General features: G+C 62.3%; 16 protein-coding genes. 2 read left to right on the top strand and 14 right to left on the bottom strand.

Translation table 11 applies throughout. The features are described from left to right. Positions 1-44: 44 nt before the first annotated feature. The 11 genes from hemE to AC0ZJQ_RS02255 form a co-directional block, all read right to left on the bottom strand. On the bottom strand, positions 45-1,109 hold the full coding sequence (gene hemE, locus AC0ZJQ_RS02305) for a uroporphyrinogen decarboxylase (RefSeq protein WP_165594783.1): 1,065 nt from the start codon (positions 1,107-1,109) through the stop codon (positions 45-47). A gap of 121 nt (positions 1,110-1,230) precedes the next feature. Continuing rightward, a complete protein-coding gene (locus tag AC0ZJQ_RS02300; protein ID WP_008568301.1) occupies positions 1,231-2,649 on the bottom strand; it encodes an FAD-dependent oxidoreductase in 1,419 nt (472 codons plus the stop codon). A 111-nt stretch (positions 2,650-2,760) separates the two neighbouring features. Next, entirely contained in the window at positions 2,761-7,206 is a 4,446-nt protein-coding gene (gene gltB / locus AC0ZJQ_RS02295) for a glutamate synthase large subunit (protein ID WP_476477279.1), read from the bottom strand. Positions 7,207-7,385: 179 nt separating this feature from the next. Then, positions 7,386-8,999, bottom strand: coding sequence for an AAA family ATPase (locus tag AC0ZJQ_RS02290; RefSeq protein ID WP_476477278.1), 1,614 nt, complete (start codon positions 8,997-8,999; stop codon positions 7,386-7,388). 9 nt (positions 9,000-9,008) lie between these two features. Then, a complete protein-coding gene (gene aroB / locus AC0ZJQ_RS02285) occupies positions 9,009-10,112 on the bottom strand; it encodes a 3-dehydroquinate synthase (RefSeq protein ID WP_476477277.1) in 1,104 nt (367 codons plus the stop codon). A 20-nt stretch (positions 10,113-10,132) separates the two neighbouring features. Then, the gene (gene aroK / locus AC0ZJQ_RS02280; protein WP_054094450.1) at positions 10,133-10,678 is read right to left on the bottom strand and encodes a shikimate kinase AroK; all 546 of its coding nucleotides are present in this window, start codon (positions 10,676-10,678) and stop codon (positions 10,133-10,135) included. A gap of 7 nt (positions 10,679-10,685) precedes the next feature. Beyond that, on the bottom strand, positions 10,686-12,830 hold the full coding sequence (locus AC0ZJQ_RS02275; protein ID WP_237263927.1) for a type IV pilus secretin PilQ: 2,145 nt from the start codon (positions 12,828-12,830) through the stop codon (positions 10,686-10,688). A 55-nt stretch (positions 12,831-12,885) separates the two neighbouring features. After that, on the bottom strand, positions 12,886-13,413 hold the full coding sequence (gene pilP / locus AC0ZJQ_RS02270; RefSeq protein ID WP_008568310.1) for a type 4a pilus biogenesis lipoprotein PilP: 528 nt from the start codon (positions 13,411-13,413) through the stop codon (positions 12,886-12,888). Beyond that, positions 13,410-14,033 (bottom strand): type 4a pilus biogenesis protein PilO, encoded by a 624-nt coding sequence (gene pilO, locus AC0ZJQ_RS02265; protein WP_213662533.1) that lies wholly within the window; start codon positions 14,031-14,033, stop codon positions 13,410-13,412. The genes pilP and pilO overlap by 4 nt, the downstream gene beginning before the upstream one ends. Then, a complete protein-coding gene (pilN, locus tag AC0ZJQ_RS02260) occupies positions 14,030-14,602 on the bottom strand; it encodes a type 4a pilus biogenesis protein PilN (protein ID WP_043297920.1) in 573 nt (190 codons plus the stop codon). The genes pilO and pilN overlap by 4 nt, the downstream gene beginning before the upstream one ends. After that, on the bottom strand, positions 14,602-15,666 hold the full coding sequence (locus tag AC0ZJQ_RS02255; protein WP_237263925.1) for a pilus assembly protein PilM: 1,065 nt from the start codon (positions 15,664-15,666) through the stop codon (positions 14,602-14,604). The genes pilN and AC0ZJQ_RS02255 overlap by 1 nt, the downstream gene beginning before the upstream one ends. A gap of 178 nt (positions 15,667-15,844) precedes the next feature. Here AC0ZJQ_RS02255 and AC0ZJQ_RS02250 point away from each other — a divergent pair, with 178 nt between their 5' ends. Continuing rightward, a complete protein-coding gene (locus AC0ZJQ_RS02250; protein ID WP_314020065.1) occupies positions 15,845-18,244 on the top strand; it encodes a penicillin-binding protein 1A in 2,400 nt (799 codons plus the stop codon). 65 nt (positions 18,245-18,309) lie between these two features. On the opposite strand, the gene AC0ZJQ_RS02245 is transcribed toward AC0ZJQ_RS02250, so the two are convergent. The 3 genes from AC0ZJQ_RS02245 to rpmE form a co-directional block, all read right to left on the bottom strand. After that, positions 18,310-19,578 (bottom strand): malic enzyme-like NAD(P)-binding protein, encoded by a 1,269-nt coding sequence (locus AC0ZJQ_RS02245; protein ID WP_008568316.1) that lies wholly within the window; start codon positions 19,576-19,578, stop codon positions 18,310-18,312. Between the two features lie 157 nt (positions 19,579-19,735). Next, positions 19,736-20,527: a thermonuclease family protein gene (locus AC0ZJQ_RS02240; RefSeq protein WP_314020064.1), complete on the bottom strand. Its 792-nt coding sequence runs from the start codon at positions 20,525-20,527 to the stop codon at positions 19,736-19,738. Between the two features lie 19 nt (positions 20,528-20,546). Next, positions 20,547-20,759 (bottom strand): 50S ribosomal protein L31, encoded by a 213-nt coding sequence (gene rpmE / locus AC0ZJQ_RS02235; RefSeq protein ID WP_008568318.1) that lies wholly within the window; start codon positions 20,757-20,759, stop codon positions 20,547-20,549. 174 nt (positions 20,760-20,933) lie between these two features. Here rpmE and AC0ZJQ_RS02230 point away from each other — a divergent pair, with 174 nt between their 5' ends. Continuing rightward, positions 20,934-23,156, top strand: a complete 2,223-nt coding sequence (locus AC0ZJQ_RS02230; RefSeq protein ID WP_476477276.1) for a primosomal protein N' — start codon at positions 20,934-20,936, stop codon at positions 23,154-23,156. Positions 23,157-23,219 lie beyond the last annotated feature (63 nt).

Raw genomic sequence — 23,219 nt, 5'->3', positions numbered from 1 at the left:
CAAAACGCCCCGCATGAGCGGGGCGTTCGTCGTGCGCTAGGTGCTTAGCGGTGGTACTGCGCCGACAGCTCGTGCACGGCCTCGATGAACGCGCCGGCATGCGCCGGATCGACTTCCGGGGTGATGCCGTGACCGAGGTTGAACACGTGGCCATCACCGTGGCCGAAGCTGGCGAGGATGCGGCCGACTTCGGCACGAATCGCCTCCGGCTTGGCGTACAGCACGCTGGGGTCCATGTTGCCCTGCAACGCGACCTTGTCACCGACCCGCGCACGGGCGCTGCCGATATCGCAGGTCCAGTCCAGCCCGAGCGCCTCGGCACCGGCATCCGCCATCGACTCCAGCCACAACCCGCCGCCCTTGGTGAAGAGGATCACCGGCACGCGGCGGCCATCATGCTCGCGGATCAGCCCGTCGACGATCTTCTGCATGTAAGCCAGGGAGAATTCCTGGTAAGCCGCCGCCGACAGGCTGCCGCCCCAGGAGTCGAAGATCTGCACGGCCTGCGCGCCGGCACGAATCTGGCCGTTGAGGTAGGCGGTGACCGATTGCGCCAGCTTGTCGAGCAGCGCGTGCATCGCCGCCGGATCGCTGTAGAGCATCGCCTTGGATTTGCGGAAATCCTTCGACGAGCCGCCTTCGACCATGTAGGTCGCCAGGGTCCAGGGGCTGCCGGAGAAGCCGATCAGCGGCACGCGGCCGTTGAGTTCGCGGCGGATGGTGCGCACGGCGTCCATCACGTAACCCAGATCCTTTTCCGGATCGGGGATCGGCAGCGCGTCGATGTCGGCGGCGCTGCTGACCACCTTCTTGAAGCGCGGCCCTTCGCCGGTCTCGAAGTACAGCCCAAGGCCCATCGCATCCGGCACGGTGAGGATGTCGGAGAACAGGATCGCGGCATCCAGCGGATAGCGCTCCAGCGGCTGCAGGGTCACCTCGCAGGCCAGCTCCGGATTCATGCACAGGCTCATGAAGTCGCCGGCCTTGGCGCGGCTGGCGCGGTACTCCGGCAGGTAGCGGCCGGCCTGGCGCATCATCCACACCGGGGTGACGTCGACAGGCTGCTTGAGCAGGGCACGAAGGAAGCGATCGTTCTTCAAGGTGGTCATGGCGGGGTCCCGGCAAAAAAGTGCCGTGCATTGTCGCAAAGCGGAAAACAAAAGGCACGGCGAGTGCCGTGCCTTTTCCGCGAGCTTGATTCATGTCAGGCGCGAGGCGTCCGGCGCAGGCTCAGACGCCGAGGTAATCCATGATCCCTTCGGCGGCCTGCCGGCCTTCGTAGATCGCCGTCACCACCAGGTCGGAGCCGCGCACCATATCGCCACCGGCGAAAATCTTCGGGTTGGCGGTCTGGTGCTTGAATTCACCCTGCGCCGGCGCCACGACGCGCCCCTGGTTGTCGAGCTGCACACCCTGGGCCTCGAACCACGGTGCCGGACTCGGGCGGAAGCCGAAGGCGATGACCACCGCATCGGCCGGCAGCACCTGCTCGGAACCGGGGATCGGCTCCGGGCTGCGACGACCGCGGGCATCCGGCGCGCCGAGACGGGTCTCGACCACCTTGACGCCTTCGACCCGGTCCTCGCCGACGATGGCGATGGGCTGGCGGTTGAAGAGGAACTTTACGCCCTCCTCCTTGGCATTCTTCACTTCGCGACGCGAACCCGGCATGTTCGCCGCGTCGCGGCGGTAGGCACAGGTCACGCTCTTGGCGCCCTGGCGGATGGAGGTGCGGTTGCAGTCCATCGCGGTGTCGCCACCGCCGAGCACCACCACCTTCTTGCCCTTCATGTCGATAAAGTCATCGGCGGACTTCTCGAAACCGAGGTTGCGGTTGACGTTGGCGATGAGGAAATCCAGCGCGTCGTGCACGCCGGGCAGGTCCTCGCCGGGGAAGCCACCCTTCATGTACGTGTAGGTGCCCATGCCCATGAACACCGCATCGTATTCGTCGAGCAGCTGCTCGATGCTGACGTCCTTGCCTACCTCGGTATTCAGGCGGAACTCGACGCCCATGCCGCTGAAGATCTCGCGGCGGCGACTGAGCACGGTCTTCTCCAGCTTGAACTCGGGGATGCCGAACGTCAGCAGGCCACCGATTTCCGGATTGCGGTCGAACACCACCGGCGCCACGCCGTTGCGTACCAGCACGTCGGCGCAGCCCAGACCGGCCGGCCCGGCACCGATGATGGCGACGCGCTTGCCGGTCGGCTTGACCTTGGACAGGTCTGGCCGCCAGCCCATCGCGAAGGCGGTATCGGCGATGTACTTCTCCACCGAGCCGATGGTTACCGCACCGAAACCGTCGTTCAGGGTGCAGGCGCCTTCACACAGGCGGTCCTGCGGGCACACGCGGCCGCAGACTTCCGGCAGGGTGTTGGTCTGATGCGCCAGCTCGGCGGCGGCGAGGATGTTGCCCTCGGACACCAGCTTCAGCCAGTTGGGAATGTAGTTGTGGACCGGGCACTTCCACTCGCAATAGGGATTGCCACAGCCCAGGCAGCGATGCGCCTGCTCGCAGGCCTGCTGCGGCTTGAAGGGTTCGTAGATCTCGACGAACTCCTTCTTGCGCTGGCGCAGCAGCTTCTTCTTCGGATCCTTGCGCCCGACCTCGATGAACTGGAAGTCGTTATTCAGACGTTCAGTCATTTCAAAACCTCTCAACAGCAGCGGCCAGCCTCAGGCTGCAAACCGCATGACGATCACGGAGCCGTGCCTCACGCCGCTCGGGTCGTGAGGCTCGCGGCTTTAAGCTGCTTGTTATTGCGGGTTGGCCCGAGTGCTCGACAGCAGCGAGGCCAGGTTGGCCGCCTTCGGCTTCACCAGCCAGAAGCGCCGCAGATAGTCGTCGAGATTTTCCAGCAGCTCAGCACCCCACTCGCTCGCGGTTTCGGCGACATACTCGCGCAGCACGCCGTGCAGGTGGCTGCGATAGGCCTCCATCGCTTCGCCGGTGATGCGCTGCAGGTTCACCAGCTCGTTGTTGACCCGGTCGATGAAGCTGTTGTCCATATCCAGCACGTAGGCGAAGCCGCCGGTCATGCCGGAACCGAAGTTGTGCCCGGTCTTGCCCAGCACGCAGACGAAGCCGCCGGTCATGTACTCGCAGCAATGATCGCCGGTGCCTTCCACCACGGCATGCGCGCCGGAGTTGCGCACCGCGAAGCGTTCACCGGCGGTACCCGCCGCCAGCAGCTTGCCACCGGTGGCGCCATACAGACAGGTATTGCCGATAATGGCGGTGTCCTGCGAGGCATAGGCGCTGTTCTTGGGCGGGGTGACGATCAGCTTGCCGCCGGTCATGCCCTTGCCAACGTAGTCGTTGGCATCGCCTTCGAGATAGAGGTTCAGGCCGCCGGCGTTCCACACGCCGAAGCTCTGCCCCGCCGTGCCCTTGAAACGGAAGGTGATCGGCGCCGTGGCCATGCCCTGGTTGCCGTGCAGACGGGCAATTTCACCGGATACCCGTGCGCCGATGGAGCGATCGCAGTTGCAGATTTCCAGTTCGAATTCACCGCCGCTCTTGGCTTCGATCGCACCCTTGGCGAGTCGCACCATTTCCTCGGCCAGCAGGCCCTGATCGAACGGTGGGTTCTTTTCCACCTCGCAGAACTGTGGTTTATCGGCCGGAATGTTGCTGCTGCCGAGCAACGGCGTCAGGTCGATGTTGCCCTGCTTGGCGGTCTCGCCGGGCAGGATTTCCAGCAGATCGGTGCGCCCGATCAGCTCGCCGAGACTGCGCACGCCGAGCTTGGCCAGCCACTCGCGAGTTTCCTCGGCAACGAACTGGAAGAAGTTGACCACCATTTCCACGGTGCCGATGAAGTGATCCTTGCGCAGCTGCTCGTTCTGCGTGGCGATGCCGGTGGCGCAGTTGTTCAGGTGGCAGATGCGCAGGTACTTGCAGCCCAGCGCGATCATCGGCGCGGTGCCGAAGCCGAAGCTCTCGGCGCCGAGGATCGCCGCCTTGACCACGTCGAGGCCGGTTTTCAGTCCGCCGTCGGTCTGCACCCGCACCTTGCCGCGCAGGTCGTTGCCGCGCAGGGTCTGGTGGGTTTCAGCCAGACCCAGTTCCCACGGCGAGCCGGCGTAGCGGATCGAGGTCAGCGGCGAGGCGCCGGTACCGCCGTCATAACCCGAGATGGTGATCAGATCGGCGTAGGCCTTGGCGACGCCGGCGGCGATGGTGCCGACGCCGGGTTCGGCCACCAGCTTGACCGACACCAGCGCGCGCGGATTGACCTGCTTGAGGTCGAAGATCAGCTGCGCCAGGTCCTCGATGGAATAAATGTCGTGGTGCGGCGGCGGCGAGATCAGCGTCACGCCTGGCACCGCGTAGCGCAGCCGCGCGATCAGGCCGTTGACCTTACCGCCGGGTAGCTGCCCACCTTCTCCAGGCTTGGCGCCCTGAGCCACTTTGATCTGCAGCACCTCGGCGTTGATCAGGTATTCCGGCGTGACGCCGAAGCGGCCGGTGGCGACCTGCTTGATCTTCGAGCTGCGCTCGGTGCCGTAACGGGCCGGATCCTCGCCACCCTCGCCGGAGTTGGAGCGCGCACCGATGCGGTTCATCGCCGCGGCGATCGCCTCGTGCGCCTCGGGCGACAGAGCGCCCAAGGAGATACCGGCGGAATCGAAACGCTTGAGGATCGAATCCAGCGGCTCGACCTCTTCCAGCGCCAGCGGCTGCTCCGCCAGTTTGACGCCCAGCAGGTCTCGCAGCATCGATACCGGACGCTTGTCGACCAGCGCGCTGTATTCCTTGAAACGGGCGTAGTCGCCCGACTGCACGGCCGCCTGCAGGGCGCCGACCACGTCGGGGTTGTAGGCGTGGTACTCGCCACCGTGGACGAACTTCAGCAGACCACCCTGCTGGATAGCCTTGCGGTTGTTCCAGGCCTCGTCGGCCAGCGCCTTCTGTTCTGCCTCGAGATCGACGAAACGCGCGCCCTGGATGCGACTGGCGACGCCGCGGAAGCTGAGCTCAACCACTTCTTCAGCCAGTCCGATCGCCTCGAACAGCTGCGCGCCGCGATAGGACGCGACGGTCGAGATGCCCATCTTCGAAATGATCTTCAGCAGGCCCTTGGAGATGCCCTTGCGGTAGTGCTTGAACACCTCGTACAGATCGCCGAGCACTTCGCCGGTGCGGATCAGGTCGCTGAGCACCTCGTAGGCGAGGAACGGATAGACCGCGGTGGCGCCGAAGCCGATCAGCACCGCGAAATGGTGCGGATCGCGTGCGGTGGCGGTTTCCACGAGGATGTTGCAATCGCAGCGCAGGCCGGTTTCCACCAAACGATGGTGCACCGCGCCAACCGCCAGCGAAGCGTGCATCGGCAACTTGCCCGGTGCGATGTGGCGGTCGCTGAGCACCAGCAGAACCTTGCCCGCGCGCACCGCTTCCTCGGCCTGCTCGGCCAGGTTGCGCACCGCAGCCTCCAGGCCCAGGCTCTCGTCGTAGTTCAGATCGAGGAAATGGCGCTCGAAGCCGGGACGGTCGAGTTCCATGATGGTCCGCCACTTGGCCGGCGAGATCACCGGCGTGGTCAGGATCGCGCGGTTGGCGTGATCGGCGGTTTCCTCGAAGACGTTGCGCTCGGCCCCCAGGCAGGTTTCCAGCGACATGACGATGGCTTCGCGCAGCGGGTCGATCGGCGGGTTGGTGACCTGCGCGAACTGCTGGCGGAAGTAATCGTAGGGCGAACGCACGCGGCGCGACAGCACGGCCATCGGCGTATCGTCGCCCATCGAGCCGACCGCCTCCTGACCTTGCTCGGCCAGCGGGCGCAGCACCTGATCACGCTCCTCGAAGGTGACCTGGAACATCTTCATGTACTGCTTGAGCTGGTCGACGTCGTAAACCGCCGAGCCGTGGTCGTTGTCGTCCAGGGTCGACTGGATACGCAGCGCCGTGCCACGCAGCCACTTCTTGTAGGGATGCTGGGCTTTCAGGCGGTTGTCGATGTCGCTGGTATGCAGGATCTGGCCGGTTTGGGTATCGACGGCGAGAATCTGACCCGGACCGACGCGGCCCTTGGCGATGACATCCTCAGGCTGGTAGTCCCATACACCCACCTCAGACGCCAGGGTGATATAGCCGTTCTTCGTCGTCACCCAGCGAGCCGGGCGCAAGCCGTTACGGTCCAGCAGGCATACCGCGTGGCGACCATCGGTCAGCACCACACCGGCCGGGCCGTCCCAGGGCTCCATGTGCATGGAGTTGTATTCGTAGAATGCGCGCAGATCGGCATCCATCGTTTCGACGTTCTGCCACGCCGGCGGAATGATCATGCGCAGGCTGCGGAACAGGTCCATGCCGCCAGTGACTAGCAACTCGAGCATGTTGTCCATGCTTGAGGAATCCGAGCCGGTGCGGTTGATCAGCGGCGCCAGGCTTTCCAGATCCGGCAACAGTTCGTTGGCGAACTTGAGCCGCCGCGCCTGCGCCCAGTTGCGGTTGCCGGTGATGGTGTTGATTTCACCGTTGTGCGCGAGATAGCGGAACGGTTGGGCCAACGGCCAGCGCGGCAGGGTGTTGGTGGAGAAACGCTGGTGGAACACGCAGATCGCGGTCGCCAGACGCTCATCACCGAGATCCGGATAGAACTGCGCCAGATCGGCCGGCATCATCAGGCCTTTATAGATGATGTCCTTGTCCGACAGACTGCAGACATAGAACTCTCGGTCGGCCAGAGCGACCTCAGCCCGACGGCGGGCGAAGAACAGCTTGATGCCGAAGTCACGCTCGGACAGGCCGGCGCCCGACACGTAGATCTGCTCGATGCGCGGCAGGCGCTCGAGGGCGAGGCGGCCAAGTACGCTGGTGTCCACCGGCACTTCACGCCAGCCGACCAGCGTCAGCCCTTGCGCCGCAACCTCTTCGTTGAGGCGCGCACGCGAGATGTCCGCTTCGCTGGGATCCTGGCTAAGGAAGATCATGCCGACCGCATACTGATCCGGTAGCTCAGTGGCAAAGTGCTCACGGGCCATGGCGCGCAGGAAAGCGTCCGGCTTCTGCATCAGCAAGCCACAGCCGTCACCGGTCTTACCATCGGCATTAATGCCGCCGCGGTGAGTCATGCAAGTGAGCGACGCAATTGCGGTTTTGAGCAGGTGATGGCTTGCCTCGCCCTGCATGTGGGCAATCAGACCGAAGCCGCAGTTATCCTTGAACTCTTCAGGACGAAACAGACCTGCTCTCATAGGCACTCCACCAGCTAAATGCGTTGTAAATCAACCCCTTACTGACGGAGCACAGGAGAGCCCCGTCATTCACGCGGGCGAAAGGGGGAGCAGTTTACAAAGCAACCGTGGAACGACACAATTTTTTTTTGCAAGCCCCAATTCGGTGCATTGCGCACTTTTTTGGGGCATTTTTTCGCTTATTTACGCATCTCCTGCTGAACGCTTCCCAGACTCCGCACCCATGGCTTACCCGCCTGCAGTTCCGCCGGTAATGCCTTGATCGCCGCAGTGGCTGCGGTGCGGCTGGCGAAGCTGCCATAAGTCACTACGTAGAGCGGCTTGCCCTGGTGCTGCTTGATGAAATAACGGTAGCCAGCACCATGCTTGGCTATCACCGCCTGCGCACTCTTCTCGCTGCGCGTTCCGAGAATTTGCAGCAGATAGTTGCCGCCAGGTTGGCTGGCGTACCAATTTCCTCCAGCCGCGTTCGTTGCCGGCTTCGCCGAAGCCGGTTTAGGAGCCGGGGTGGGTGCGGATGCTCTAACTGGAGGAATCACCGTTGGTGCCGGCGCGAGTGCTGGTGCTGGTGCTGGTGCTGGTGCCGGTGCCGGTGCCGGTGCCGGTGCCGGTGCCGGTGCCGGTGCCGGTGCCGGTGCCGGTGCCGGTGCCGAAACAGGCTCGCGCGCCGACTCGGCCGGAGGCAGTGCCGCTGGCTCCATCAGCCCGGGTGAATCGACATCACTCTGCATGCCGCTCGGCCCATCGTCTTGCTCGCCTCCGGCCGCCGCGGCCAACGGCTCACGAATTACCGGCTGGGCATCCGCCGTCAGCGGCAGCGCCGCCGGCCGATCAGCACCATCGAACTCGATTGCGGCCTCACCGGTCGCTGGCGATTCGGCCGAGGCGCCGCCACCCAGCGGAAGCGCCGTGCTGCTCGGTGCCGCCGCATCCTGCTCGCCCGCGCCACGAAACAGCAGCGCCAGCCCAACGACGACCAGCACGGCGAGCACTGCCAGCAGGTGTTTTCTCGGAACAGGCAGGGAAAAACCGCCAGCGCGAGAGCGCTTCCTTTTCACCTGCATACCTTCGATCAGTTCCTCTCGCGCAACCTCGTTGATTGCACCAGGCCATCCACCAGCCAGCTCATGAATGCGCGCGATCTGCTCCCCGCTCAGGCACTCCAGACCAGCGCCCGCACCCTCCAGGCGCTGAGCAAGGTATTCGCGCGTTTCGTCCTCTTCGTAAGGCTGCAGAGCGATGACGTGATAGCGCTCACCGGGTCCGTCGCTGAGCGCCTCCAGCCGCCCAACCAGCGCCGACTCGCCAAACAAAAACACGTGCGGTCGTGCCTCCGGGCTGCCTGCGGCGAAGCGCAACAGCGTCTCGATTGCCGCACCGGTCAGACGCTCGGCATCATCGACCAGCAGGTACACCTCCTGACCAGTGAGCGCCAACTGGACGATCTGCGCCATCACCGCGTCGAAATCGCTCCGCTGCACGTTCAGCGCCTGAGCCACCTGCTGCAGTATGGCGGCAGCATCTGCGGTTTCCTGCGGCGTAATCACTACGCTTTGCACGGACTGCTTGTTGCTGCTGGCGACCAGCGCCTGACGCAGCAGCGTCTTGCCGCTCCCCTGCGGGCCGGTTACCACCAATAGCAGCTGGCTGTATCGTGCAAGATGATGTAGCTGCCCCAGCACCGGCTTGCGCTGAGCGGGAAAGAATTTGAAACCCGGGACACGGGCGGCAAAAGGATCATGACTGAACCCGTAATGGTTCAGAAACGAGTCGTCCGCAGACAAACTAGTCATGGAAATTTCTTACGCTCCTAAATGTTGCGTCAGCGCCCCATAGTCGACGCGCAATGTATCTTCCAGCGCCTCACGGGGAAAATCGCCGGTCACGACGGCCTCACCGAGCTTCTTGAGCAGCACCAGCCGCAGCTTGCCGTCGAGGACCTTCTTGTCGACCGCCATGTGCTGCAGAAAATCCGACGCCGCCATATCCTGCGGCGGCACGACCGGCAAACCTGCGCGCACCAGCAGGCGGATCGCCCGGTCACGCTCGGCGGTTTCGATCCAGCCCAGCTGGCGCGACATCTCCAGCGCCATTACCGTGCCCGCCGAAACCGCCTCACCATGCAGCCAGGCACCATAGCCCTGATGTGTCTCGATGGCGTGCCCGAAGGTATGTCCCAGATTCAAGGTGGCGCGGACCCCCGATTCCCTCTCATCCGCTCCCACCACCCGAGCCTTGGCAGCACAGGAGCGGTAGATGGCCTCGCTCAATGTCTTCGGCTCCAGCGCACGCAGGCTTTCGATATGAGCTTCCAACCATCCGAGGAAAGGCGCATCGCAGATCAGGCCGTACTTGATCACTTCCGCGAGTCCGGCCGAAAGCTCACGAGCCGGCAAAGTACCTAGCGTAGTCGTATCGATGATCACGGCGCGTGGTTGGTAGAACGCACCGATCATGTTCTTACCCAGCGGATGATTGATCCCGGTCTTGCCGCCGACCGAAGAGTCGACCTGCGATAACAAGGTCGTCGGCACTTGGATGAAATCGACGCCCCGCTGGTAGCTGGCCGCGGCATAGCCGGCCATATCACCTATCACACCGCCGCCCAGCGCGATGATCGTGGTGCTGCGATCAAGCCGCGCGCCGAGCAGACCATCGAAGATCAGCTGCAGCGTCTGCCAGTTCTTATGGGCTTCGCCATCGGGAAGGATGATCGGCGTGACCGAGAAAGCGCTCAACGAACGCGTCAGTTGATCCAGATACAACGGCGCAACGGTCTCGTTGGTGACGATCGCCACCTGCCTGCCGCGGATTCGAGCGGATATCAAATCGGCATGATCCAGGAGGTGCTCGCCAATTTGTATCGGATAACTGCGCTCGCCGAGATCGACCTGAAGTGTCTGCATGAGGCCTCCAAAAAAGGAGGCTAGGATAGCGCAGTTCCGTCACGGCTTTCACGGTGCCGGAGCGCCTGGAGCCGCTCGAGAATTTCCATCACCACAAGTCGTGGCGGACGCTCATCGGTTTCCACCACGATGTCGGCGATCTCTCGATAAAGCGGATCGCGAACGGCCATGAGTGTCTCCAACACAGCCCGTGGATCTGCGGCCTGCAGGAGCGGACGATTACGATCCCTGGAGGTTCGCTCCAGCTGCTGCTCCACGGAGGTGCACAAATAAACGACCTGCCCGCCGGAGCGCAATGCGCGACGATTGTCCTCCCGCAACACAGCGCCCCCGCCCGTCGCCAGCACTACCCCGTTCAACAGGCAAAGGTCAGCGATCGCCGCGTGCTCGCGCTCACGGAAGCCGCCCTCACCCTCTACATCGAAGATCAGGGGGATACTGGCGCCAGTGCGCTGCTCGATCTCCTTGTCCGAGTCTTTGAACGGCAAGCGCAACTCTTTGGCAAGCAAACGCCCGATGGTGCTCTTGCCAGCTCCCATCGGGCCTACGAGGATCAGATTCTGCATTCACTGGTTAGCGACTGGCCTGGATCGCCTGATTATTCATGATCCGCGGCGTGATGAACACCAGCAGTTCGGACTTCCGATCTTGAACCAGATCGCGGCGGAACACTCGACCAATAAACGGTAAATCACCGAGGAACGGAACCTTGTCTACCGACTTGCTCTGCGTGTTGGAGAAAACGCCACCAATTACGATGGTTTCACCGTCGCTGACCAGCACCTTGGCGTTCACTTCATTCTTGCGAATTGCTGGGATACCGCCAGTACTCGCCGCTTGCGAGAAGTCCGGCTCATCCTTGGTTACCTTGACTTCCATGATGATGCGATTATCCGGTGTGATCTGCGGAGTGACCTCCAGTGAAAGCGCTGCTTCCTTGAAGGACGTGCTGGTCGCGCCGCTGGAACTGGCTTCCTGATAGGGAACTTCGGAACCTTTCAGGATCTTGGCCGTTTCCTTGTCCGCGGTAACAACCTTCGGCTGCGAGACAACCTCGCCGTTACCAGTCTTTTCCATAGCGGACAACTGGAGATCAAGAATTGCGTTGTCCGTAATGAACCCCAAACCGATACCCGAGGTCGCGCCAATAGCCCCCATATCAACAAACGGGCTATTCATCGGCACTTCCGGGATACCCGGGAAACGTCCGACCTGCCGGGACGGCACATAACCATCATCGCCAGGCTTGCCGCTCGCATCCGGATCATCAGCTACGCCCAGCTGCCCGTTCTTGCCCCAGGCATTCCACTTGTCGCCCGCCCAGAGGTTGCCCCCCCAACGCACACCCAGGCTCTTGTCATAGTCGACGTTGGCTTCGACGATACGCGCCTCGATCATCACCTGGCGTACCGGAATATCCAGTTGCGCGACGATGCGACGCAGCTCGTCTAGTCGCTCCTGCGTCTGGTACGCAATGATGTTGTTGGTGCGGTCATCGACTGCGATCGACCCGCGATCTTCGCTCGCGCCGTCCTTGTCGGTCACGGACTGGAACAGTCGGGCGATATCGGCAGCCTTGGCATAATTAACTTGGACCACCTCACGGCGCAGCGGCGCAAGATCCGCGATCTGCCGCTGCGATTCGAGTTCCTGGCGTTCGCGCGCAGCAATCTCGTCAGCAGGCGCGACCAACAGCACATTACCAACCTGACGCTTGTCCAACCCTTTGGTCTTGAGGACAAGATCAAGAGCCTGGTCCCACGGCACATTCTGCAGGCGCAGGGTGATATTTCCCTGCACCGTATCGCTGGCGACCAGATTGAGATCGGTGAAGTCTGCAATCAATTGCAGTACGGAGCGAACATCGATGTCCTGGAAGTTGAGGGACAACTTCTCGCCCGAATAGGCAAATCGCTCCGCCTTACGTTTCTGCGCCTCATCTTCGGTCAGCGGTTTGATGCTGATCGTCAGCTTGTCGTCGGTCTGATAGGCCAGATAGTCGTAGCGACCTGTAGGCTCAATGGCGATAGCTGCACCACCACCCTGTGCGGTGGCATCAACAAACTTCACTGGAGTAGCGAAATCCTGCACATCCAGACGAACCCGCAGAGACTCGGGCAACTGAGTCTTGGCAAACGAAACGCGGATCTTCCCGCTCTGCTCTTCGATATTCGAACTGATCGAAGGGTCGGAAAGCGTGATGATCACATTCCCAGCGCCATCCTCACCGCGCCGAAAATCGATGTTGTTGATCGCCTTGCTCGTTAGCAGCGGCTTAGAAGGCGCCGGCGTAGCTACAGGAGCGGCGACGGTGGAATTGGATACGGCAACCGGGGCCGAGGATTCGCCGAGCACAACGAAAAGGTTGCTACCCTCGATGCGAGTCGAGTAGGGCACCAGAGTGGTCAGATTGACGATCAGACGGGTACGTCCTTGCGCCTCGACAACCGTGACGCTGCGAGCGTTACCTACCCCCAACTCACGATTCTTCACACCCAGTTTGTTGGACACGCCGGGCAAATCCAGCGCAATGCGCGCCGGCTGCTCAAGCGTATAGCCATGCGGCTTATTCACTGGCTCGTCGAACGCCAGCTTGAGCTCGACACGATCACCGGGAAGCGCCGCAACATCCAAGGCGTTGAGGTTGGCAGCCAGCAGAGCCGGGGCGGCCAGGAATGCCAGCAATGCGACACCAAGACGCGAGACGGTGCTATTCATAGAGTTCTTCCGTTGTGCAGACCGGTATAGGTTTTCCATTCTTATTGCCCCGCGCTCAGGTGCGCTCTTTCAAATTCAAACTGCGCGGGCGCTCTAGCCACCCACCCTCACCATCCGGAACTATCTCCAGCACCTCGACCTCGGCATCGGTGATATCGACGATGCGACCGTGGTTTCGTCCCAAATAATCGCCGACCTTGACGCGATGAACACCGTCCCCTCCCTTAACCAAGGCGAAGCGGCCGTCACCGTTAGCCAATGTTCCAACCATGACGAAATTTTCGATATTGAAACCTTCGAGGAACTGCTTGATCCGGGTTTCGTCTGGACGAATATCCTTGGATCCCTTTTCCCGCTGCGCCAGGTCTATTTTCACCGGCGGCTGGAATGGATGACGCAAGGCGGCTGCGCTATAGGTGAAGGCCTCGTATGGAACAAAGGCTGGAAGAGGCTCGATCGAGCCCTTCGGCCGGGCCCGCACCTCGTCGAGATACTGCTGCAAATCGGAAAAATCGGATCCGCCGCCACAACCTGCCAGCGCCATCAGACCCAAGCCCAATACGGCGAAACGGGCTTTTTTCATTTTTGCAGCCCCTTGTCGTTATAGCGATAAGTCTTGGCCAAAATACTCATGCGCAACTTGTTGGAGGTATCCGCTTTTTCGGTCTTGATCTCAAAGTCATGCAGCGTGACGATACGTGGCAAACTTGCAACACCGCTCACAAACGTCGCCAAATCGTGATAGCCGCCCACTACTTTTATCTGTATGGGGAGTTCTATATAGAACTGCTGAACGACTTCCGGCTGAAGCTTTATCTCCTCGAACTCCAGCCCACTTCCCAATCCGGTGCGAGTGATATCTTCGAGTAAACCGGGAACTTCCGTATCGCTAGGCAGTTGACGCAACAGTGCACCAAAGGAAGTTTCCATTTCAGCCATTTGTTCTCGGTAGGCTTCTAGGTTCGCCGCCTGGAACGCCTTCGTCGAGAACTGCTGCTTCAGCGTTTCCTCTTGAGCCTGCTGCTGTTCAAGATTCGTCTGCAGGTCTTTCAAATGAAAGTAGTAACCCAGCGCAAGTACGACGGACAGCAGGAGTACCGAAGCAATGACCTTAACTGGCCCGGGCCAGGAACCGAGGTTGTTGAGATCCAGCTCTGCCAGATCGACCTTGCGCAGACTTTCCAGCGAATCGGCCAGACTCATGGCTTGCCTCCTTCCATGGCGACGCCAGGTTGCGTCTGTTGCACCGTAAGCTGGAACACGTTTTCCTGATCCACCGCTCCCGCCGTGACCGCCTTGACCTCAGTGAGATTCGGCGCATCGAGCCAATCTGATCCATCGAGGTTGCGCATCAGGTTGGAAACCCGATTATTCGATTCTGCGGCGCCGACGATGGCGATGTTCTTACCGGTCATCTTCAAGCCGGTGAAATAGACGCCATCGGGCAAGGTGCGCACCAACTGGTCGAACACACGGCCGATAACCGGTCGATTGCCTTGTAGATCCTGAATGATCTTCATACGCTCCAGAAGCTGCTGGCGCCGCTCCTTCAGCTCTCTGATCTCCTTGATACGCGCATCGAGCACAGCAATCTCCTTACGCACGAAGTCGTTACGCGCGTTCTGGTACTCGATAGCACCTTGAAAGTAACGATCGCCAAGGAAGACAAGTCCGCCCGCGAGCAGAAGCACACCAGCCAGCGTCGCCAGAAAGCGCTGCTTACGCTCCTCGCGCAGCTGCTCGCGCCAAGGAAGCAGGTTGATCCGTGCCATCAGTCGAAACTCCTCATCGCCAAGCCACACGCAATCATCAGCGCCGGTGCATCACTGGCCAGCGCACCAGCGTTGACCTTGTTACTCAGCGACATATCGGCAAAGGGATTGGCGACTAGAGTCTGCGTACCGATCTTCTGCTGGATCAGACGATCGAGTCCCGGCAGCGACGCCGTACCACCGGCCAGCAAAATGTAATCCACATCATGGAATTGCCCGGCGGCAAAGAAGAATTGCAGCGAACGCGAGACCTGCTGCACCACCGCCTCTTTGAACGGCTGCAACACCTCGCTGTCATAGTCATCTGGAAGACCGCCCTGTTTCTTGGCCAAACCAGCTTCCTCTACGGACAAACCATAACGCCGCTGAATCTCTTCGGTCAGCTGGCGGCCGCCGAATAGCTGTTCGCGCGTATAGATGGTGCGTCCGTTGTGCAACACGCTTAGCGTCGTCATGGTGGCGCCGATATCAACGACAGCCACCGTCAGCTCGCCCTGCGCACCAGCCAGCATCGAAGCAAGCAGGCTATAGGAACGCTCCAGCGCATAGGCCTCGACATCCACGACCTTGGCAGTGAGGCCCGCCAGTGCAAGGGCGGCCTCACGAATTTCGACGTTTTCTTTGCGACAGGCTGCCAGCAGTACCTCTACACGTCCGGGCGTACGCGCGGCAGGCCCCTGTACTTCGAAGTCGATGGCGACCTCTTCAAGGGGGTAAGGGATGTACTGATCCGCCTCGATCTTGAGCTGATTCTCCAACTCATCGTCCGAGAGGCCGGACTCCATCTCGATGCTCTTGGTGATGACTGCCGAGCCAGACACGGCAACCGCCGCCTGCTTGCCATTCACCTTGGCCCTGGCGACAACACGCTGCAGCGCCTGACCGACACCTTCGAGCTCGACGATATTCTTCTCGACGACGGCATTCGGCGGTAACGGCTCAACGGCGTAAGCCTCCACCCGATAGCGATTACCCGAGCGGCTCAATTCGAGGAGCTTGACGGATGTCGAACTAATATCGATCCCAAGTAGCGTGTTCGCTTTCTTCGTGAAGAGCCCTAGCACGACCAATTTCCTATTTTATCCGCGACTTACGGATTAATTATGGTTATCCACATTAGATTACAGCCTTGACAGAAGCGCAAATGGCTAGCCGACAAAAAAACCGCTTATAATGTGACCGGTTTTTCCCTTTCAGCATCGCCTGCGGCGCCCTCCTATATTCCGGATTTCAAGAACCCCGATGCGCTTTCTGAAGTTTCTCTTCTGGTCTTGCTTTGCACTTTTTTGCGCATTTGCGCTCAGCCTCAGCGGTGCCTTTCTCTATCTGAGTCCGAACCTGCCGTCCGTGGATTCGCTACGCAGCATTCAGCTGCAGATCCCGCTGCGGGTCTACAGCGCCGATAACAAGCTCATCGCGGAGTTCGGCGAAATGCGTCGTTCTCCTGTCCGCTTCGAGGAGATTCCCGGCGACTTCATCCAGGCCCTACTGGCCGCCGAAGACGACAATTTCGCAAATCATTATGGCGTCGACGTCACCGGCCTGCTGCGCGCTGCCGCGCAATTATTGAAAAGCGGGCACATTCAGACCGGCGGCAGCACCATCACCATGCAGGTCGCCAAGAACTTTTTCCTGACCAGCGAGCGCAGCTTTTCCCGCAAGATCAATGAAATCCTGCTGGCCCTGCAGATCGAGCGCGAGCTGACCAAGAACGAAATTCTCGAACTCTACGTGAACAAGATCTACCTGGGCCATCGCGCCTACGGTATCGAGGCGGCGGCGCAGGTCTATTACGGCAAGTCGATCGGCGAGCTGACGCTGGCCCAGAAGGCGATGATTGCCGGCCTACCCAAAGCCCCCTCGGCGTTCAATCCACTGGTCAACCCCGCGCGCAGCAAGGAGCGTCGCGACTGGATTCTGGGCCGCATGTATCGATTGGGCTCGATCGATGAGGCCAGCTACCAGCAAGCCATCGCCGAGCCCGAAACCGCACGCTACCACGGCGCTGCGCCGGAGCTGGATGCAGCCTACATCGCCGAAATGGCACGCGCAGAGATGGTCGGCCGCTTCGGCAGCGCAGCCTATACCGATGGCTTTCGTGTCTACACCACCGTCAGCAGCGAACGGCAGCAGGCCGCCAATCTGGCACTGTTCGAAGGTCTGATCGAATACGACCAACGCCACGGCTACCGCGGGCCCGAGGCTCGCCTGGGTGAAAAGTCGCGTGATGCCTGGCTCGAAGAACTGACACAGCATCGCGCACTTTCCGGTCTGCTCCCGGCCATCGTCAGCCAGGTCGACGCTGACGGGATCAAGGTACTGCTGCGCGACGGCAGCGAACACGCGGTGAGCTGGGAAAGCATGAAATGGGCCCGCCCGTTCCTCGCCACCAACAGCCTTGGTCCTCGCCCGCAGCGACCTGCTGAAGTCGTGGCGCGTGGCGACCTGATTCGCATCCGCCTCGATGGCGAGAGCGCCCGCTTCAGTCAGGTTCCGGTCGCGCAGGCAGCACTGGTATCGCTGGATCCCATCGACGGCTCCATCGAAGCACTGGCCGGCGGTTTTTCGTTCGGCCAAAGCAAATACAACCGTGCGATCCAGGCCAAACGCCAACCGGGATCGAGCTTCAAACCCTTCGTCTACAGCGCCGCGCTCGATGCCGGCTACACCGCCGCCACGCTCGTTAACGACTCACCAATCGTCTTCGTCGAAGAAGGAATGGATCGCATCTGGCGACCGAAGAACGACAACAACACCTTCCTCGGCCCTATCCGCATGCGCGAGGCGCTATACAAGTCGCGCAACCTCGTTTCGATCCGCTTGCTGCAGAGCATTGGCATCGATTACACCATCGACTATATCAGCCGTTTCGGCTTCCGCCCGCAGGATCTGCCACGCAACCTTTCGCTGGCGCTCGGCACCGCGACACTCACGCCGATGGAGATCGCCACCGGCTGGACCGTGTTCGCCAATGGCGGCTACAAGATCGAGCCCTATCTCATCGAGCGCGTCGAGGATCGCGAAGGCCAGCAGATTTTCGCCGCCAACCCCACCCGCGTTCCTGATGCGCCGAACGCAGCTACCGTCAGCACCAGCGAAGTCGAACCCGCGGAGGCAGACACGGCCCCGCGCATTGCCGAGCAGATCATCGACGAACGCACCGCCTACATCATGACCAGCATGTTGCAGGACGTAATCACCCGTGGTACCGGCCGGCGTGCGCTGGCGCTCGGCCGCCACGACCTCGCCGGCAAGACCGGCACCACCAACGACTCGATCGACAGCTGGTTCTCCGGCTACAACGCGGATCTGGTGACAACAGTCTGGGCCGGCTTCGATCAGCCACAGAGCCTCGGCCGGCACGAGTACGGCGGCACCGTGGCACTGCCCATCTGGATGAAGTACATGGGAAGCGTGCTCAAGGACCTTCCAGAACATATGCCAGCCGAGCCAGCCGGGCTGCTGACTCTGCGGGTCGATCCGCAGAGCGGCCGCGCAGCGACACCTTCGACACCGAATGCCTATTTCGAGCTATTCAAGAGCGAAGACTCGCCTCCCTCGATGAGCGAACTCGAACCCGGCGCTCCAGTGCCTGGCAGCCCACTGCCAGCCAGCGAAGCGGCGCCGATCGACCTGTTCTAGAATCTCTTCGACCCCAAACAAAAAAGCCCCGCAGAATCTGCGGGGCTTTTTCATTCAGACCGGGATCAGCCGTTGAATACGTCGTTGACCGACTTGAGCGGGTAGTTCGACGGATAAGGCAGCGTCGCCACGCCGCTGTCGATTGCCGCCTTGGCAACCGCATCCGATACCAGCGTGATCAGGCGCGGGTCCATCGGCTTGGGAATGATGTACTCGCGGCCGAACTGCAGGTCGGACACGCCATAGGCAGCCGCCACTTCCGCCGGCACCGGCAGCTTCGCCAGATCACGCAGCGCGAGCGCCGCCGCGATCTTCATTTCCTCGTTGATGCGGGTCGCCCGTACGTCCAGCGCGCCGCGGAAGATGAACGGGAAGCCAAGCACGTTGTTGACCTGGTTCGGATAGTCCGAACGACCGGTGGCCATGATCACGTCGGAACGGGTGGCGTGCGCCAGCTCCGGACTGATCTCCGGATCCGGATTGGAGCAGGCGAAAACGATCGGATCGGCCGCCATGCGCTTGAGGCCCTCGGCGCTCAGCAGATTGGCCCCGGACAGGCCGACGAACACATCGGCGCCGTCCAGCGCGTCGTCCAGCGTGCGCTTGTCGGTTTCGTGGGCGAAGATCGCCTTGTACTGGTTGAGATCGTCGCGGCCGGCGTGAATCACGCCCTTGCGGTCGACCATGAAGATGTTCTCGATCTTCGCGCCGATGCTGACCAGCAGCTTCATGCAGGAAGTCGCGGCAGCGCCGGCGCCGAGGCAGACAATCTTTGCCTCTTCGATGGTCTTGCCAGCGATTTCCAGCGCGTTGAGCATGCCGGCGGCGGTCACGATGGCCGTGCCGTGCTGATCGTCATGGAAGACCGGAATATCGCACTGCTCGATGAGCGCACGCTCGATCTCGAAGCACTCGGGCGCCTTGATGTCTTCCAGGTTGATGCCACCGAAGGTGATCGAGATGCGCTTGACGGTGTCGATGAAGGCCTGCGGGCTTTCGGCGTCCACTTCGATGTCGAACACATCGACGCCAGCGAAGCGCTTGAACAGCACACCCTTGCCTTCCATCACCGGTTTGGAGGCCAGCGGGCCGAGGTTGCCCAGACCGAGAATCGCGGTACCGTCGGAGATCACAGCGACCAGATTGCCCTTGCCGGTATAACGGTAGGCCAACTCCGGATCACGGGCGATTTCTCGTACGGGAGCGGCAACACCTGGACTGTAGGCCAGCGAGAGATCGCGGGCGGTGGCGGTAGGCTTGGTCAGCTCGACACTCAGCTTTCCCGGACGCGGCTGGGAATGGTAGTCGAGAGCGGCGGTTTTCAGGTCAGTCATTGGCATTTCCGCTTGTTTTTACTGGGACAGACAGGCGGTCGAGCATACGCCAAGAGCGCGCGCCGTCACAAGCGAGCCAAGAGGAAAGTGTCAAGCGCTGACGCCTGCGACTTTTAGGGAATAAATGCCACGCAAAACGGCGTTTTGCCCAAGCTAGTTACAGACGAACATCGAGCGCCGCCGGATGCGACAACCGCATCAGCCAGCGCGCCTGATCGCGTCGCGTCCGCGAACCACGATCGACCACCCAGCCGCGCGCCTCAATTCGGGCACCTCGCAGCGACGCCTGCAGCGCAGCGAAGGCTGCGACATCTCGTAGCGGCACGTGCAGCACCAGCGGCCCGTCAAGCTCGATCCACAGACCGCCCCGGTTGCGCTCGACGCGCTCGACGCGCCCCTCGACCAGAGCGAAGCCGCCGGCGCGAATCTCCCGCGCCTGCCGCAGCGGAGGCCGCTTCCAGAGCCCGCGATGCTGTTGGCGCGCCTGCGCCTCGGCGGCGCGATGGCAGTCGACCAGTTCGGTATTGGGCGCTACCGCGACGAAGAAGCCGAGCCCCTGCGCCAGCAATGCTGCCTCCAGATTGTTTCCCCGGACATCGTAGGCATGCGCCAGCACGCGACCGTAGCGATCGCGCGCCTCGCGCCCCATGCGCAGGCCGAGCCGACCGTCACTGGCCTTCACCAATTGCTGCAGATGGTTGCGCGCCGCATCTGCCAGCGGCTCGGCGACACGGCCTTTGCGTCCCAGCTCCGGCGTGTTAAGGCCAATCAGTCGGACGCTGCGGCCATCGGTCAGGCGCAGGGTATCGCCATCGATGACCTGCGCTACCGCGACCTGTGGCAGGCGTTCCGGCGCAGGGCAGAATGCCTGCACCGACAAGCTGCAAACGACGGAAACGAAAAAGGCGCCCACCAGGGACGCCTTTTTCATGTACTCGGAGAACTGCATAAGTTCTCGATACGCCAGCTTACTTCGCGCCGAACACACCGAAACGCTGCTTGAAGCGATCGATACGGCCGCCGGTATCCAGTACCTTCTGCTTGCCGGTGTAGAACGGGTGGCATTCGGAGCACACGTCGATGTTCAGGTTCTTGCCCAGCGTGGAGCGAGTCTTGATGACGTTGCCGCAGCTGCAGGTGGCGTCGATTTCGACGTAATTCGGATGGATATCGGCTTTCATGATGAATCCTCTGGAATTATGTGCCGCCACCCGACCCTATGCCGAGTACCGCACGAATTAGGGCGCGAATGATACCAGAGCGTCCGGGTGATGCAAGCGCGAGCCATCGCCACCAGAGCAGCGGCGCGCGCGGCGATCGTTTACCATCGGCGCCCGCCCCCCAGGGATTGCCGCGTGCCCACGACCATCCTTCGCCTGGCCCTGCCCTCGCCGCTGCGCCGCCTGTTCGATTATCTGCCGCCGGCAGGCTGCGCGACCGCCGCGCTGCAACCGGGCGTGCGTCTGCGCGTGCCCTTCGGCCGGCGCGAGGTGGTGGGCGTGCTGGTCGAACTGGCCGACCACAGCGAAGTACCGGAAGCGAAGCTCAAGCCCGCACTCGAACTGCTCGACCGCCAGCCGCTGCTGCCGGCCGCACTGTTCCGGCTCTGCCTGTGGGCCGCCCAGTATTACCAGCACAGCCTCGGCGACACCTTCAGCTGGGCACTGCCGGTGCTGCTACGCCAGGGCGAACCGGCGGAAGCGCGGCAGGAGCGCTTCTGGCTGTTGGCCGAAGGCGCACGCGCCGACGATCCACGCCTGGCACGCGCGCCACGCCAGCGCGAAGCACTCAAGACCATCGCCCAGCACCCGCACGGCGTACCGCATAGTCTGCTCGGCAAGCTGCAGCTGAACCGCGATAGCCTCGAACTGCTGCTGGAAAAACGCCTGCTGCGCATCGAGAACCGGCGCCTCAGCCAGCCACGCAGCCACAGCGGCAGCTGGCTGCTGCAATCGGAGCTGGCGCTCAACAGTGAACAACGCGCGGCCTTCGAGGCCATACGCGCCGGACTTGGCGGCTTCCAGGCATTTCTACTCGCCGGCGTGACCGGCAGCGGCAAGACCGAGGTCTACCTGCAGCTGATCCATCAGGTGCTTGCCGCCGGTAAACAGGCGCTGGTGCTGATTCCGGAAATCAACCTCGGACCACAGACGCTGGCGCGCTTCGAGCAGCGCTTCAACGCCCGCATCGCCCTGCTGCATTCCAGCGTGAACGACCGCGAGCGCCTGGACGCCTGGCTCGCGGCCCGCGACGGCGAAGCGGATATCGTCATCGGCACACGCTCGGCGCTGTTCACGCCACTGAAGAATCCCGGCCTGATCATCATCGATGAAGAACACGACGCCTCCTATAAACAGCAGGAAGGCCTGCGCTACCACGCCCGCGACCTCGCCCTGCTGCGCGCCCGCCAGGAGAATCTGCCGATCGTGCTCGGCTCAGCCACGCCGTCGCTGGAGAGCCTGCACAACGCCCACGCCGGCCGCTACGCGCTGCTCAAGCTGACCCGTCGCGCCGGTGGCGCCCAGCCACCGCGCTTCCTGCGACTGGACGTCAAGAGCCGCCCGCTCGATTCGGGCATCTCCGGCCCGCTGCAGCAGGCCATTGCGCAGACCCTGGCGGCCGGACAGCAGGTGCTGGTGTTCCTCAACCGCCGCGGCTTCGCCCCGACGCTGCTGTGCCACGACTGCGGCTGGCTCAGCCAGTGCCCGCGCTGCGATGCGCGCATGACCCTGCACCAGCGCCACCACGAATTGCGCTGCCACCACTGCGGGCACGTCGAACGTCCGCCGAGCAACTGCCCACAGTGCGCCAAGGTCGATCTGCGCCCGGTGGGCGCTGGCACCGAACGCGCCGAGGAGCGGCTCGGCATCCTCTTCCCCGATTACCCGGTGCTGCGCATCGATCGCGACAGCACCGCCCGCAAGGGCGCGATGGAGCAGCTGTTCGGCACCATCAACCGCGGCGAGCCGTGCCTGCTGGTCGGCACGCAGATGCTCGCCAAGGGTCACCATTTTCCGCGCGTGACGCTGGTGGCGATCCTGGACGCCGATGGCGGGCTGTTCTCCGCCGACTTCCGCGCCAGCGAACGCATGGCGCAGCTGATCGTCCAGGTCGCCGGACGCGCCGGACGCGCCGAGGAGCCCGGGCGCGTGATCATCCAGACTCATCTGGCCGATCATCCGCTGCTGGTGCAGCTCACCGAACAAGGCTATTTCGCTTTCGCCGAGCAGGCGCTCTCCGAGCGGCGCGCGGCCGGCCTGCCGCCGTTCAGCCATCTCGCACTGCTGCGCGCCGAGGCGCACCGTCCGGGCCAGGCAGAAGAATTTCTCGATCAGGCCTGCGGTCTGGCCGAGCGCCTGCTGGACGAACTGCAGCTCGGCGGCATCGAGCTGCTCGGCCCGGTGCCCGCACCGATGGAACGCCGCGCCGGACGCTACCGCGCCCAGCTGTTGCTGCAAGGTAACAGCCGCGCGCCACTGCACCGACTGATGAGCGCCTGGCTGGTGCAGCTCGAGCAATTACCGGGCGGACGGGCGGTGCGCTGGTCGCTGGATGTCGATTCGATCGATCTTTTCTAGCGGCAGGCGAACGCCGGCGGTGGCTTGCCACCGGTGGCTTGAAGCTTGTCGCTGCTTCTATAA

It is taken from the genome of Stutzerimonas sp. 21-1 (genome assembly GCF_056336065.1).
Note: the sequence above shows the minus strand (reverse complement) of the source record. Positions and strands in the feature narration are given on the sequence as shown.

Coding starts and splice junctions, on each gene's coding strand:
- hemE (WP_165594783.1), bottom strand. CDS start 1,109: ATGACCACCTTGAAGAACGATCGCTTCCTTCGTGCCCTGCTCAAGCAG.
- AC0ZJQ_RS02300 (WP_008568301.1), bottom strand. CDS start 2,649: ATGACTGAACGTCTGAATAACGACTTCCAGTTCATCGAGGTCGGGCGC.
- gltB (WP_476477279.1), bottom strand. CDS start 7,206: ATGAGAGCAGGTCTGTTTCGTCCTGAAGAGTTCAAGGATAACTGCGGC.
- AC0ZJQ_RS02290 (WP_476477278.1), bottom strand. CDS start 8,999: ATGACTAGTTTGTCTGCGGACGACTCGTTTCTGAACCATTACGGGTTC.
- aroB (WP_476477277.1), bottom strand. CDS start 10,112: ATGCAGACACTTCAGGTCGATCTCGGCGAGCGCAGTTATCCGATACAA.
- aroK (WP_054094450.1), bottom strand. CDS start 10,678: ATGCAGAATCTGATCCTCGTAGGCCCGATGGGAGCTGGCAAGAGCACC.
- AC0ZJQ_RS02275 (WP_237263927.1), bottom strand. CDS start 12,830: ATGAATAGCACCGTCTCGCGTCTTGGTGTCGCATTGCTGGCATTCCTG.
- pilP (WP_008568310.1), bottom strand. CDS start 13,413: ATGAAAAAAGCCCGTTTCGCCGTATTGGGCTTGGGTCTGATGGCGCTG.
- pilO (WP_213662533.1), bottom strand. CDS start 14,033: ATGAGTCTGGCCGATTCGCTGGAAAGTCTGCGCAAGGTCGATCTGGCA.
- pilN (WP_043297920.1), bottom strand. CDS start 14,602: ATGGCACGGATCAACCTGCTTCCTTGGCGCGAGCAGCTGCGCGAGGAG.
- AC0ZJQ_RS02250 (WP_314020065.1), top strand. CDS start 15,845: ATGCGCTTTCTGAAGTTTCTCTTCTGGTCTTGCTTTGCACTTTTTTGC.
- AC0ZJQ_RS02245 (WP_008568316.1), bottom strand. CDS start 19,578: ATGACTGACCTGAAAACCGCCGCTCTCGACTACCATTCCCAGCCGCGT.
- AC0ZJQ_RS02240 (WP_314020064.1), bottom strand. CDS start 20,527: ATGCAGTTCTCCGAGTACATGAAAAAGGCGTCCCTGGTGGGCGCCTTT.
- rpmE (WP_008568318.1), bottom strand. CDS start 20,759: ATGAAAGCCGATATCCATCCGAATTACGTCGAAATCGACGCCACCTGC.